This window comes from Variovorax sp. GW821-FHT09B01, assembly GCF_059418345.1.
This window is the reverse complement of the sequence record NZ_JBWKPQ010000016.1, coordinates 158377-171145: the sequence shown is the minus strand read 5'-3', so window position 1 is coordinate 171145 and position 12769 is coordinate 158377. Positions and strand designations below refer to the sequence as shown.

Here is a 12769-nt window from a genome sequence, read left to right as displayed (position 1 = left end):
AGCGAACGCTGCGCGTCGGCATCAGGGGAGGCCACGCCGATGCTGCGGCAGATGTTCGAGGCGAGGCCTACGACTGCACGGCATCCGCCCCAACGGTGGAACTATCCCCAGGGGATAGCTCTACTGGCATCCATGGGCGTCCACTTCACCGCCTTGTCGGTCGGCTCACTTGCTGGCGAGCAGATTGCGCAGCCGCTCGATGTGCTGCCTGGCGACTTCTGGTGGCACCGGCTTACCCTGCGTTTGGGGTGGTGATGCGGGCGGTGGCCGTTCGTTTGGCGGGGTGGGTGCCGGTGGAGGGTCTTTCTTGGCCCAGACATTGAACTCACCGTGGATGGCCCGCTGGATGATGCCGAACAGATACCCAGCGGGATTGCGGATGCCATGGTTGCTACAACGCGCGGCCCATTCGTCCAGCACGTCCTGCCTCAGCGAAGCATCAACCTGCTGCAATGCCACCTTGGCACCCGCTTGCTGTTCCGCCTTCAGTTCCGTGAAGCGCTTGGGCCATTGCAGATCGCCCAACGCGCGTGCTTGCGCGGTAGTACGTACTTCATTAAGACAACTACTACGTACTGTACGGACCTGCTTCGGATTCCGAAGAGAGACGTCTGGCGCGGGTTTCAGCCCTGCTTCGAAATCCGTAGCGGGTCGTTCACCATTCCGAAGAAGGCTCGGAGCCCCTTCTTCGGAATGGTGAATGGCGTCCTCCTGTGGATAACTATCACTGGCCATGAGGTTCTGGTTGGCGAGACGTTCGGCCATCACCTGCAACCGTGACGGGAGGGTGCGTCCGGCCAGTAATGGGTCTTCACCGATTTCCTTGAGCGTGTGCAGGCCCACGATTTGCACGGCCTTGGCAGAATGGCCGAGCGCCTGGCTGACGAGTTGCAGGTAGTCCGGGTCGAGCTGCATGGCCTCGAACGGTGTCAGGGGGTCGTCATGCAGCACGTACAGATTGCCGAGGATGCGGCCGGTCTTGGGGTCACGCCGTCGCCGAACCAGGCTCAGCCAGCGGGTCAGGCGCATCAGTGTCAGCGCCCGTGCCACGGTTTCATGCGAGGCCTGGCCTGCGCAGGGCATGGACGCCAGCCAGGGGCGCAACTGCTCGTAGGTGGGAAATGCGGTTACGCCGTCGTCGTTGAGCATCAGCCGGAACACTTGCCAGGCGTTTCGTTCCAGCGGCGTCAGGCGGCGGTCGAGGAACAGCTTGCGTGGCACCGTTTCGTGTCGGTTGCCACTGAATAGGAAAGCATCGCCGGAGGTGGGCGTGAGCGTGAGCGTGGGCGTGGGCGACTGTGCCGGTGTAGGCGCAGGTGCGCTGGGGGTGGGCGCAAGGTCTTTCAGCGCAGCATCGAACAGTTCTGCCAGTGCGATGGGGCCTTGGCGTAGGGCCCGTGGTGCGGTGTCGTCCACGGCCATGACTCAAGCCAGTCCCTGATCGACCCAGCTCTTGATCGAGGCCCAGACCACCGACAGAGGCAGCGACATGCCTTCGGCCAAGTCCATGGCGGCATCGAGGATGGAAGTGTCATCTTCGAGATCGACGGTTCTGTTGTTGGTCACGGCCTTCCATTGCCGCCACAGCTCCGTGTCCTGCTCCTCGTCCAGCACGGGGTGCCGACCCTTGCGCTTGGGTAGACCGAGGATTTCACGGCGAAGCGCTACTTCCTGATGCGTCAAGCCATAGAACTTGCTGACCATCTCCGTGCTCGCGCCCAGCCTGAGCATGCGATCGACCGTGGCGATTTCCTTCTCCACGTCCTGCGCCTGCTGGAGCAGCCGCCGCAGCACTTCGCGGTTGACCGTCACTGAGCACCAGGAGACGTTGGCGTTGGCCAGCACGCTGATCAGCGCGGGATGCTTGAGGGCATCCAGCTCTGCCTCGCCAAACCCCATCAGTTTGCAGCGGCGCAGTTGCCCATTGCGCAGGTCATAGAGGGCCTGGGCGATGACAGCCTGGTTGAGTGGGTGTGCTGTGGACATGCTGGCCTCCCTCGCTTAGGTTCCAGAGTCCGCAGCGCCGGCTTCGAGATCGAGCAGGCGGCGGGCCAGTCGCAGCAGGCGGAACAGCTTGACCAGCGCGGTGTCGCTCAATCTTCGGGTTACGTCGCCCTGGCCGTACAGCAGCGCCGGCAGGTCGATGACGAGTTGCCCGTTGTCCAGACCGACGTCGGCGGGCTGCTGACCGGCCAGGCAAGCCAACAGCGCATGGACGGCACGGCCCAGCGGCGCTGGGTTTGTGGTGCGAGCACGGCAGGCGAAGCCGATGCCGTCTGGGCGGTCATCGATGCACTCGCCCAGGTCTGCCTCGACCGCAATCTCGCGGGCAAACTGCGCGACGTGGATGCGCAGGTGCTCGGGTGTGTCCAGGCCGGGGGCGATGTACCAGACATCCGAGATCGGATAGAGCCCGCCAGCCTGCACCGGGATGGACTGCAAGACGTTCGCCGAGAAATCGTGCGGCAGTGCATCGCCCAACTGGTCGGCGACCATGCGCTGGATGGACTCAAGCCGTTCGGTCGTCGGCGCTGGCGAGACGATGTGCTCCCGAAGCACGTCGTCATCTACCGCCGGACTGACCGCGCCCGAATGACTGGCATCCGCGTCGCTCTCGCCCGTCGAGGGAGTTGCCGTCGGCCTCGCAGCAGGTGGCGCAGTATTGGCAGGTGGGCGCGCGATGGCCTCTGGCTCTGGCAAGGCAGGCGGCGTCGGGGGCAGCGTCGGCTCGCTGACCAAGGCACGCTGGCGACTCTCGGATTCGGTCATGTCCAGAGCGAGCACGTCGTAATCGACGTCCAGCAATTCGGCCATCTGGCCGATCAGCTCGTCCTGTATGCGCTGCGCAGAGAACTCGTCGGCCTGGACATCGAATTGCGACAGCACTTCCTGAAAGAACTCGTCGAAGTCCTGAACCAGTGCGCGGCCTTTGGCGTAGTGCGCCCAGGTGCGCTCGCAGGCCTTGCGCATGACCGACAAGCGCTCGACCTGGTGACGCCCCAGGCCGGCGTAGAGCACGGTCGGGATTGCGGGCAGCAGGTAGCGTACGGCGTCGGCCATCCGGCTGATGTGCGACTGCTGCACGGGGTATCCGTCGGCGGCCAGGCGGCGGGCCAGCTCGGACTGGCTCAGGGTGGAGCCGCTTTCCAGTTCGTAGAACTCGCGCGCTTTCTCGACGCCCAAAGCGCGCTCGATGAAGGTGAGGCCACCGCGCAGTTCGTTTTCTGCAAGATGCCCGGTGAGCGCGACGATCTCGCCACGCTCGGGCCATGGGCGGAACAGGCATGAGACCCGAAAAAAACGTTCGTCCTTGGTCTCCGACCAGAGTTCGCGCAGGATTGCCAGTCGCGTGTTGCCGCCATTGCGGATGATGTAGTGATCGTCGCCGGGCCGCCGGGTAATGGCGGGAGCCGCGTCCAGACCACGCTCGCGGATGGATGCCTTGATTTCCTCGTACACCGGATTGCGCTTCTTGCGCGGGTCGTGGTCGTAGGGGCGCAACTGGTCGAGCGTCACGACCATGGGCGTGTCGGCGATCGGGTCGCTCAAGGTCGTTGCTGACGGGCCGCTGCGCGCGAACCCGGACGCAAGCAGTTTGCCGGCCATCTGCTGGGAGGTGATCTCAGTCATGGCCGCCCCCCTGCACTTGAGATCGGGTCTCGCGCTCGGCGCGACGGATCTGCGCACGGGCGTTGAGGGCTGCCCGATGATCGCTGGCCGTCGAACTGGTGTAGATCGCGGCGCAGCCTGCCTTGGTGAACTTGAGGTGACCGCCCGCCGTGCGCTTGACGTGCCAGCCTTCGCCGACGGCGAACTCGATCAGGGCGCGCAGCCGGCTGTGACCTCGGGCCAGTTCATGTGCGTTGGCCATGGGGCCTCCTGGTATCAAGAGGCTGTGGCGGACGGCCGGACACTGCGGCAAATCGATCCTGCCACTGCGGGAGCAATTCGCCGGCAAGATCGCGCATGGTGGCGAGCGCGGCGGGAGCGACTCTGCCCACTGGCTGGCGGTACTCGACCCGATGCACCGGCAGGCCGCGCGTCGCGGCACGCGGATAAGCCTCAATGGCCGGCACGTCGGTAGCCAACACACGGATGTCAGCATGGTCTTGGAACAGATCGCGCAGCGCCTGCTGGATCAGGCGGGCGTTGGCGGACACCGGATGGACGCGGTTGATGAGCAGGTGCAGCGGCGGCGGCTCGATGCCCAGCTGCCGGTACGGTGCAATGTCCTCCAGCAATTGCATGGTGCCGCGTCGCAGCTCGCGGGCGGCGAGAATTTCTGGGGTCACGGGTGACAGTGCGAGGTCGGAGGCCAGCACCGCCATCTCCAGCAGCACCGAGCGCGCGCCCTGGGTGTCGATCAGCACCAGGTCGTAGAGGGGATTGAGCGCCGGAAGCAGATGCCGCAGCCGCAAGCGCCCGTCCGTCGCGTGCAGCAGCAAAGTGTTCAGTTCGCCTCGGTGGTCGTTGGAGAGCACCAAGTCCAGGCCCGCGATGATCGTGCGGGACACAAGCTGGTCGAGGTCGCGCTCGTTGAAGGCCAGCAATTCATAGATACCGCCCGGCGCGCGGTGAGCCAGCTCATAGTATGAGGACAAGGTGGGCTGCACATCGAGGTCGAGCAGCAGCACGCGCAGTCCGGCGTCCGCAGCGAGACCGCCGAGGTTCGCAGCCGTGGTGGTCTTGCCGACCCCACCTTTGGTTGAAATGATGGATACGACCTGCATGGCGTTCTCCGTGTCAAGATGAAAAGACTTCGGGAGAACGGGTCAGGCCCGGTTGTTGACGCGCTCGTCGATCCACTGATCGATTTCGATGGAGTCCCAGCCTACGGCGCGCACACCCAGACGCAGCGCCTGCGGGAACTGGCGTTTCTTCATCAGGTTGTAGATGTGGGCGCGCTTGAAACCGGATTTCGCTTCGACTTCTTCCAGGCGCAGGATGCGGCGCTCGTTTGGCTGCAGTACAGATGTTTGCGACATGGCAGTCACTCCTGAACGCTCAGTGGCGTTTGTTGGCGTGACCTCTATTCAATAGACACGGCTGCGAAAAGACATTGCAAATGCAATCTCCGCGACTGCACATACAAGCTGGCAAATCTCAGCGGGAGGCGCTACGCAGCCGGCGCCTGGCGGTGGCGAACTTACCGTTCAATGTCCGCTCCGCGATGCCCATGGCGCCGCTGTGATGGGCGACCAGCGCGCTGACCACGGCCTCCTGCGTCTTGAAGCTGGAGTACGGCGTGCCCGATGGCGACTGGCCGAGCATCAGCTCCAACAGGCCGCCAACGATGTTCAGGTAGGTGGCCTCGGCTCGATCACTGATCGGACACTGCGCGCATGCCGGAATCACCGTGGGCTGCTTGAGCAGCGCGTCATGCTTGTCCTGCAACTCGCGAAGCTGACGTTTGGTCTGTTTCAGGACGGATTTCAAAGCCTGGCGTTCGACCAGCATGGCTTGCCCTGTTTCCAGAGAGATGAAGGGATGGGTGATGCGCTCGCTGCGGGAGAAGAGAAAGCCGGGCCGCTGCTCGGGGTAGTGCTGGCGCATCCAGGACTTCAGATCGACATGGCGTACCGTCAGATCAGGCGATTCGATCAACGTGGTGTCGCGCGTCGTGACGCCGTGCTGCCCGAAGGGCAGTTCCCCGTTGAGGATGCCGTCATAGATGCGGTCGGTGTACAGCCGAAGTTCGCCCAAACGTGGACAGTCCAGCGACTGCGGCAGATTCATCGGCGACGAGACCGAAGCCAGGATCACCTGCTCGTATCGCAGCAGTCCGGCCCAGCGGATGGACGCTTCGAGCGGGCGGTAGAACACCTTTGATGTTGGTGCATCATTTTTGTTCTCGTGCATGCTCCGTCTCCTTCCTGGAGAAGAACTACAGGGCCGACTGCTTTTGCAGCCGTCCTCATGGTCGGCCTGTTGTCCGCGCAAGACGCGAGTGATGACGCCCGCTTTTGATTACTTCTGATCAGTTCGCGCAACGAGTAGGCGTTGTGTGCTCGATGTACAAAAATCCATTGAGCACAAGAAAAGCGAGCGTCCGTCGCGGCTCGACAGTGACGCTTGCGCTATCAGGATCGTGAGAAGTGGCGGCTCACGCAAAACCGTATCGGTATGGTCTGATACGGCAGCGGTTTGAAAAAGCTGCGAGCGGTCGGAATCTATTGATCCGGGCTTGGGATTGGCTGCGGAAATCCGCTGTCGTCATATCCAATCAGGATACTGATATAGCGAGATAGCATCACAGAGAAGTCGCCTATGGTGACTGCCAAGCGCAGAATCGACGCTAAACACTGCCTGCCAACACTTGGAAATTGCGAGTTGGTCGCGCAGAAGGCGGATGGGTGGTCATGCGAAGCGATCGACCTATTGCTTCCCTGCTTGGACCTTGACCGGACGGTGCTGCCGTCCGGCCTCAGCTCAACGGGCGACTAGATCTTCGGGCGTATCAACCAACATTGCCGTTTTTACCAGGCGCTCTACAGTCTGCCTGGCCAGCACCGGAGACTCCTGCGATTGCTCTGCAAGCTCATCGGTTTCTATGGCATGTGCGGCGACCAGTCGAGCTGCAAGGTGCAGGTTGGTCGGATCGACTGCCTCGATGACTGGACACTTGCCCAGGGCATCGTATGGCCGCAGCAGTGCGTGATAGATGTGCCAGGTGTCGATGCCGCGCGGCACCAGCTTCAGGACAGCCTGAATCAGCTTGCGTTTGATGGGGTCGAGTTGCCAGTCCGGGACGCGCTGCCCACGGTGACCCAGATGGATCGACAGGAGATTGCCGGCCTGAATCTCGTAAGTGATCCAGCGGCGGGACTTGCCAACCAGCTTGGCGTAGTCGGCCACCGACAGGTTGTGGGATGCTTCGAACATCTCCAGCAATTGCAAGCGCTCGCGCTGCACCTCTGACAGCGTGGGTCGCGCGTACTCGGGCAGATGCACCGCCGAAAGTCGATAGACGGAAGCTGGAACCGCTGGCGCATCCGGTGCAGGCGCAACGATCAACTGAGGGGCGTTTGGATTCATGGCGGGCGGCTGCGCTGCCGCCTGTCCGGCAATCGTGGGCAGACCCTGCAGCGTGATGGTCAGGTGCGTGCTGGCAACTTCGACCTGATTCTGCTCGAACAAGTCCAGGCGGTCGGCCCAGTCTTGCATCATGACGCGGCGCTGCTCGACGTACTCGGCGTGGTTGTAGGTCGCGCTGATCCGATCCGGATTGGCATGCGAAAGTTGGGCGTCTACCCACTTGGGCGGATAGCCCAATTCATTGAGCGCGGTCGAGATGGTGGCGCGAACGCCGTGCCCAGTGAGCTGGTCTTCATAGCCCATGCGCTTGAGCGCGCCATTGAGCGTGTTCTCGCTGAGAGTTTTTTTCAGGCACCAATCACCGGGGATGAGATACACCTGTGCTGGCTTCAGATTTCCCAGCAAATGACGAACGACCTCTTGTGCCTGCAACGACAGTGGCACGATGTATGGCGGGATGTCGGCGAAACGCTGGCGCTTCTTCTTGGTGAGCTGCTTGCGTTGCTTGAGCCTGACAACCGGGATGATCCACAGACCGCGCTCCAGATCAAACTGATCGGGCGTGGCGTAGCGCAATTCACCGGTGCGCACGCCCGTGAGCAGCAGTAGACGTAGACCCAGTTGCGTATTCAGGCGACCGCTGTACTTGCGCAACGTCTGCAGCATTGCCGGCAGCTCGGGCATGCGCAAAAAGGGATTGTTCTCCACCGGGGGCAGCGGCATCGCCACCACGTCCAAATCCTTGGCCGGGTTGTCGCCCATGTTGGGCACCACCACCGAGGCGTAGGTGAATAGCTGGCTGAACCAGGTGCGCAGCTTCTCGGCCACCGACAGCGAGCCACGCTTTTCCACTCTGCCGATGATGTCCAGCAGGTGGGCGCGGGTGACGTCGTAGATGGTCAGGTGGCGCAATACGGGAAACACGTCCTTGGCGAAGACGCGCCCGATCTGCTTGGGCGTACTTTGGCGGCCCTCATTTTCCAGAGAGAGGCTGCGGTGGGCCAGCCATTTGTCGTAGATGGCCTGGAAGGTGTGCTCGCCCGCCAGGACGATGGCGTGGCGCTTGCGCTTGCGCTCCGAATGCGGGTTGATGCCCTTGGCCAGCATGGCCCGGGCCTCGTCGCGCAGATTGCGAGCGTCTTTCAGGGAAAGCGCGGGATAGCCACCGAAGGACATGCGCTCGCGCTTGCCGCCCCAAGTGAAGCGGAAGTGCCAGGCCTTGAAGCCGGTGGCGGAGATGTAGAAGTAGAGACCGTCGAAATCGACAAGCGAATACGCCTTGCCGGTCACCTTGGCCTGTCGAACCTGGAGGTCTGAAAGCATGAGTCCAACTCCTGCGAAGCGAGTTGGATGCCATGTTCCCGACGGAACCCCGGCTCCTCCAGCAACAATACGGTTTTGGGGACCTCCGTATTGCCAGTGTACCGCTCAACGTACCAGTTAGAACCGGCTGGGAGTGGATTTCGCTGGATGTCAGTGGATTGAGATCAGGTAAAAATCTCAATCCTGACAATGACTTACGACGTTCCCTGGCGTTCGGTGGAAGTCCCTGGAAAGTCGAGGTGGAGCGGGTGAAGGGAATCGAACCCTCGTATGAAGCTTGGGAAGCTGCCGTTCTACCATTGAACTACACCCGCGTGGGGGCGGATTCTAGCGTGCCTGTCAAACCGTCGTCGCCAGAGATGACGGCGATGCAGGGCGCGCCGTCAGCGAATGTTGGAAAGAATCTCCCTTTCCAGAACACCGGAAGCTTGGCACGTTGCCGTATCTCCGAACTCGTTGCTGGGTGGGAAGCTCGCAGAAGTGTTTGTGTTGAAGTTCACGACGTCGCTGCGGCTTTGCGATTTCTCGCGGACATCTCGAACCGTCAGATCGCGCTTGACGACATACCGGGTATTGGCAGAGACACGGGTCTGATCGGGTCCGACCTCTTCGAAGATCAGGTTGACTCGACCTTCGAGATTCATCTGCCGGTTCAGGAAGAACAGGTTGGATGTCATCACCTCATACGTCATCTGCTGCTTTGACGCCGCGAAGTCGTAAGTGCGCTCGCCCCGAGCGTTTTTCACATAGGACACGATACGGCCGCAATCGATGTACTTTTCCGGGTCGCCCGTATAGCTGATGTTGATGAGCCCGGATGACTTGTCCAGATTGTTGATGACGAAGAACTCCTTGCCGAGTTGCGGGACGGCGGCGTCCCATACGGCTTGGCGCGGCTTGTTGATGATCTTGCTGTTCTCAGCCGCGCCGAGCGCGGGCGGTCGGATGTAGTCGAGCTTGCCCGCGCAACCAGCCAGCGCGGAGGCCAAAGCGATAGCGACAACGATTCGATTCACGGCTTCTCCACTCCATTCAATTGATCGTCGTAGTGTAACGACGTGTCATTCATCGAGGAGGCGGGTATCGGCATGCGCGACGAGCGTGCTTGGCGTCCTTCGGTTCCGCGAAATCCTTGAGCTACCGGGCTCGGCCCATCTGTAGCGCTTTCAAGGGTTCATGGGCCGAGAGTTCGATCGGCGGCGAGAGCGCGAAGACCCTAGGTGCCATCGCGGGAGGGCGAACGCGGACCGCGCCATCAGGTCCGGCTGTTTCATTGAATTCCTCGTGCCGTTCGCGCCGCCACGCATCCCGCTTCCATGAAGCAGTTTGCTTGGGACGAAGTCTTCCTTGGCGGCGTAGCTTTTGGCGTAAGTTTGGTGAGGTTGCCGCGCCTACAGCTTGGGGCTTGCACCAATTCCACGGCACAACCGCTGCCGGGTTTCTCCAAAGTCCTGTCTGGCGTCGCGCATCACGTCCTGTGCCTTGTACAGCCGCGCATCCCCGAGTTCCGTGGCGCCGTCGTATACCCAGGCCCAGCCACCAGCGATCATGTGCCGCGCAACATCCTCGTCTCGGCACTCGACGCCCGCGACGGCCTGGCCGTTCCGGTCCGTCGAGCGGCGGTAGATCTTCGCCATGTCGTGGAGGCAAAGCTCGTTCAGTGCCCGCCTCGCACGCTGCCCGAACGGCTGGTTTTTCTCTGGCGCGTCGATGGCGGCAATGCGCACCTTGATCCGCTCGTGGCTGCCGGCGGCGCCGCATCGCGCGGTGAGCGTATCGCCGTCGTTGACGCTCACGGCGAGGCAGGTGCGGGCCTCGGCATTGGCCAAGAGGGGCAGGGCGGCCAGGACGAGCGCGCGCAGCATCACGCGCCCCGGCGCCCGATGAGCCCACTCACCGCCCGCGCCCCCCACGACACCTCCCCCTCAAGGTTCCGCACCAGGCTCTCCCGATCCGCCGCGGTCCGCTGCTGGGAAAGAAAGCGCTTGCCGGTCAAGGCCTGGATCTCGATCTCGAAACCCACGAGCCGCCGTGCCGTTTCGCTGAAGAATTCGGGCGATGCATCCTCCACCGACCAGGGCTGCGGCCGGCCCGCCTCCTGCGCCGCGGTCAGCGCGGCAAGGTGGGCGCGCATCCAGTCGGCGTCGTCGATGAAGCGCAGCCGCCCTTGCGCCTGCACCACCACGTAGTTCCAGCTCGGCGCATTGCGGCTGCTGCGCTGTCCGTTGACGTACCAGCGCGGGGAAATGTAGGCGTTGGGGCTTTGGAAGACGGCGGTGACTTCGGTCTCTCCCGGGTCCTCCGTCCACAGCGAATGGCTTCGCGCCACGTGGCCCGAGAGCAGGCCATGCGCGCCGCGGTCCGCGAGGTGCAGGGGCAGCAGGTTCGCGTCCATCTTGCCCGACCGGGCGACGATGACGGTGGCGAGCGGGTAGTCGCGCATGAGCCGGTGCAACTCCTCGCGCCCGGTCATGGCGAACAGCGGTTGGACGTGCATGCGCCGCGCTACTTCGCGCCGCTGACCAGCGTCTGCACCGTCGCGCGCGAGATCGCGGCGATGTGCGCGTCAATCGCCGTCACCACCGGCTGGAACTCGGCCTTGCTCAACTGGTTGAAGTCCTTCGGTTCCGCGAAGTCCTTGAGCTGCCGCACGCGGCCCGCCTGCAGCGTCTTCAAGGGCTCGTAGGCCGAGAGCTCGATCGGCGGGGCGAGGGCGAAGACCTTGGCCTCCATCGCGGGCACGGCGGAATAGCGCGTCGAGCCGAACATGCTGCGAGTGAAGAGTCCCGAATTGGCCATGTAGCTCTCGGCGCAGGGACCGCCGCTGCACTCCATGCGCGTCAGGGTGCGCTTGCCCTCGACCACGACGACCGCCGCGATCTGTTCCTCCTTGAGCTTCTGCGTCGCCCAGGACTGGGCCGGGTTGGCGCGCCAGCCGTCGTTCTGCGAGACCGCGAGCGCATTGACGGTGGTGGTGGCGTAGCTCGTGAGCCGCACGACCTGGAAGCCGGCGCGCTCGAGGTCGGCCGTGAAGACCTCGTAGGTGCGCGAGGTGGGGTTCCACGGAAACTGGTGGTTTGTCGCGAAGTTGGTGAAGACGGTGGTGCCCACGTGCATGTGCTGCGCGGGCGCCGGCATGTTGACGAGCAGGCCCACCTTCGCGCCCTTGGGCAGCTTGCCGGCGTTGGGTGGAACGGGGGGCGCCGTGGTGCAGCCCGCGAGCGCGGCGGCGAGAACGGCAAGGGCCAGGAGGCGCTTCGGCATCGGTTGTCTCCTCGTATTTTTCTTGGGGGCGAATGCGCGCGGGTGCGGGCACGCGCCATTCTGCAAGTGCGTCGCGCGCGGCGGCAAGCCGCATCGGTCGCGGGCGGCACAATCGAAGGCTTTGCTACAGGAGATGGCGTGAGCCGACCGGAGATCTTTTCGCATGCGGCCCTCGCCGGCCCGCGCAAGTGGCGCTGGCTGCTGGCCATCACGATGGTCGCGGTGCTCGTGCTGAGCCTGCTGCCCCAGAACGTGCCGATGCCGAGCACCGGCTGGGACAAGTCCAACCACCTGCTGGCCTTCGCGACGCTCGGCGGGCTCGGGTGCTGGTCGTGGCCCGGACGGCTGCGCCTCGTGCTGCCCGCGCTGCTGGCCTATGGCGGATTGATCGAGGTGTTGCAGTCCTTCACGCCCGATCGCTCGGCGGAGTTCGAGGACCTGCTGGCGGACGCGGTCGGGCTGCTGATCGGCGCGGCCGTCGCCGCCTTCCTGGCGAGCCGGCTGCGGCGCGCCTGAGGCGTGCGGGACGCGGATCGCGTGCCCCAAAAAAACACCCGCCGAAGCGGGTGAGGTGAGCATGTAGCTCAGGGGGAGGGAGGATTCGAGCGAAGTTTCCGATGAAAACAAAAGTTCAACGTCAGTACTTTCCCTGCCTTCGTGCCGCGTGGGCGACAGCGGCGATCCGGCCCGGATCCGGACGCGATTCCGTGAACGATTTCCTCGTGTCTACGCCCGCGTGGCGCATGAGACTACAGACCGCCGCCGCCCATCGGCGAAGGATGGCTCCATCGCATCACATCCGAAAGGAGCATCCATGATGTTCGACTTCCTTCGTTCGAGCCCGACCGCCTACCTGAAGCGCGCAGCCACGCTGCTCGAGGAAGCGCAGATGGCGCGCATCGAGCACCAGGCCGCGGCCGAGCACCACAGCGCGCTGGCGCGCATGTACGCCGAGCGCGTGCGCCGCCTCGAGAGCGAGCTCTACCGGCCGCAGCAGCCCGTCGGCGCCGACGCGCCCAAGGTGTCCGAGGAGCGTCCGCAGCCGCAGCTCTACTCGCTCGATGCCAGCCGGCGTGCCGGCGCGACCTCGGCGAGTTGACACTGCCCGCAGACGACAAAACGGCCGCTGATGCGGCCGTTTTTCTTT

General features: G+C 63.5%; 14 protein-coding genes and 1 tRNA gene. 2 read left to right on the top strand and 13 right to left on the bottom strand.

Features of this window, described 5'->3' with window-relative positions:
• Positions 1–165 precede the first annotated feature (165 nt).
• The 13 genes from AC07RV_RS32435 to AC07RV_RS32375 form a co-directional block, all read right to left on the bottom strand.
• Positions 166–1422 (bottom strand): STY4528 family pathogenicity island replication protein, encoded by a 1257-nt coding sequence (locus AC07RV_RS32435; RefSeq protein ID WP_296784999.1) that lies wholly within the window; start codon positions 1420–1422, stop codon positions 166–168.
• A gap of 3 nt (positions 1423–1425) precedes the next feature.
• Positions 1426–1986 (bottom strand): DUF2857 domain-containing protein, encoded by a 561-nt coding sequence (locus AC07RV_RS32430; protein ID WP_034065544.1) that lies wholly within the window; start codon positions 1984–1986, stop codon positions 1426–1428.
• A gap of 15 nt (positions 1987–2001) precedes the next feature.
• Positions 2002–3630: a ParB family protein gene (locus AC07RV_RS32425; protein ID WP_296785007.1), complete on the bottom strand. Its 1629-nt coding sequence runs from the start codon at positions 3628–3630 to the stop codon at positions 2002–2004.
• Positions 3623–3871 carry a type II toxin-antitoxin system HicA family toxin gene (locus AC07RV_RS32420; RefSeq protein WP_296785010.1) on the bottom strand — a complete coding sequence of 83 codons (249 nt, stop codon included), beginning with the start codon at positions 3869–3871 and terminating at the stop codon, positions 3623–3625. Before AC07RV_RS32420 ends, AC07RV_RS32425 begins: the two co-directional genes overlap by 8 nt.
• On the bottom strand, positions 3855–4730 hold the full coding sequence (locus AC07RV_RS32415) for a ParA family protein (protein WP_296785012.1): 876 nt from the start codon (positions 4728–4730) through the stop codon (positions 3855–3857). Before AC07RV_RS32415 ends, AC07RV_RS32420 begins: the two co-directional genes overlap by 17 nt.
• Positions 4731–4772: 42 nt before the next feature.
• Positions 4773–4985 carry an AlpA family transcriptional regulator gene (locus AC07RV_RS32410; protein ID WP_003158604.1) on the bottom strand — a complete coding sequence of 71 codons (213 nt, stop codon included), beginning with the start codon at positions 4983–4985 and terminating at the stop codon, positions 4773–4775.
• A 118-nt stretch (positions 4986–5103) separates the two neighbouring features.
• Entirely contained in the window at positions 5104–5859 is a 756-nt protein-coding gene (locus AC07RV_RS32405) for a hypothetical protein (protein ID WP_296785038.1), read from the bottom strand.
• 570 nt (positions 5860–6429) lie between these two features.
• Positions 6430–8358, bottom strand: coding sequence for a tyrosine-type recombinase/integrase (locus tag AC07RV_RS32400; protein ID WP_296785039.1), 1929 nt, complete (start codon positions 8356–8358; stop codon positions 6430–6432).
• A 240-nt stretch (positions 8359–8598) separates the two neighbouring features.
• Positions 8599–8672: transfer RNA gene (locus AC07RV_RS32395), tRNA-Gly, on the bottom strand.
• Between the two features lie 69 nt (positions 8673–8741).
• A complete protein-coding gene (locus AC07RV_RS32390; RefSeq protein WP_143129183.1) occupies positions 8742–9374 on the bottom strand; it encodes a hypothetical protein in 633 nt (210 codons plus the stop codon).
• A 375-nt stretch (positions 9375–9749) separates the two neighbouring features.
• Positions 9750–10223: a thermonuclease family protein gene (locus tag AC07RV_RS32385; RefSeq protein ID WP_296785041.1), complete on the bottom strand. Its 474-nt coding sequence runs from the start codon at positions 10221–10223 to the stop codon at positions 9750–9752.
• On the bottom strand, positions 10223–10855 hold the full coding sequence (locus tag AC07RV_RS32380) for an FMN-binding negative transcriptional regulator (RefSeq protein WP_296785043.1): 633 nt from the start codon (positions 10853–10855) through the stop codon (positions 10223–10225). The genes AC07RV_RS32385 and AC07RV_RS32380 overlap by 1 nt, the downstream gene beginning before the upstream one ends.
• 8 nt (positions 10856–10863) lie before the next feature.
• Positions 10864–11622 carry a hypothetical protein gene (locus AC07RV_RS32375; protein ID WP_296785044.1) on the bottom strand — a complete coding sequence of 253 codons (759 nt, stop codon included), beginning with the start codon at positions 11620–11622 and terminating at the stop codon, positions 10864–10866.
• Between the two features lie 138 nt (positions 11623–11760).
• On the opposite strand from AC07RV_RS32375, the gene AC07RV_RS32370 reads away from it, so the two are divergent.
• Positions 11761–12138, top strand: coding sequence for a VanZ family protein (locus AC07RV_RS32370; protein WP_296785046.1), 378 nt, complete (start codon positions 11761–11763; stop codon positions 12136–12138).
• Between the two features lie 301 nt (positions 12139–12439).
• A complete protein-coding gene (locus AC07RV_RS32365; RefSeq protein WP_495338100.1) occupies positions 12440–12721 on the top strand; it encodes a hypothetical protein in 282 nt (93 codons plus the stop codon).
• The last annotated feature ends 48 nt before the right edge of the window (positions 12722–12769 follow it).

Coding starts and splice junctions, on each gene's coding strand:
- AC07RV_RS32385 (WP_296785041.1), bottom strand. CDS start 10,223: ATGCTGCGCGCGCTCGTCCTGGCCGCCCTGCCCCTCTTGGCCAATGCC.
- AC07RV_RS32410 (WP_003158604.1), bottom strand. CDS start 4,985: ATGTCGCAAACATCTGTACTGCAGCCAAACGAGCGCCGCATCCTGCGC.
- AC07RV_RS32365 (WP_495338100.1), top strand. CDS start 12,440: ATGTTCGACTTCCTTCGTTCGAGCCCGACCGCCTACCTGAAGCGCGCA.
- AC07RV_RS32405 (WP_296785038.1), bottom strand. CDS start 5,859: ATGCACGAGAACAAAAATGATGCACCAACATCAAAGGTGTTCTACCGC.
- AC07RV_RS32420 (WP_296785010.1), bottom strand. CDS start 3,871: ATGGCCAACGCACATGAACTGGCCCGAGGTCACAGCCGGCTGCGCGCC.
- AC07RV_RS32380 (WP_296785043.1), bottom strand. CDS start 10,855: ATGCACGTCCAACCGCTGTTCGCCATGACCGGGCGCGAGGAGTTGCAC.
- AC07RV_RS32430 (WP_034065544.1), bottom strand. CDS start 1,986: ATGTCCACAGCACACCCACTCAACCAGGCTGTCATCGCCCAGGCCCTC.
- AC07RV_RS32415 (WP_296785012.1), bottom strand. CDS start 4,730: ATGCAGGTCGTATCCATCATTTCAACCAAAGGTGGGGTCGGCAAGACC.
- AC07RV_RS32425 (WP_296785007.1), bottom strand. CDS start 3,630: ATGACTGAGATCACCTCCCAGCAGATGGCCGGCAAACTGCTTGCGTCC.
- AC07RV_RS32400 (WP_296785039.1), bottom strand. CDS start 8,358: ATGCTTTCAGACCTCCAGGTTCGACAGGCCAAGGTGACCGGCAAGGCG.
- AC07RV_RS32435 (WP_296784999.1), bottom strand. CDS start 1,422: ATGGCCGTGGACGACACCGCACCACGGGCCCTACGCCAAGGCCCCATC.
- AC07RV_RS32375 (WP_296785044.1), bottom strand. CDS start 11,622: ATGCCGAAGCGCCTCCTGGCCCTTGCCGTTCTCGCCGCCGCGCTCGCG.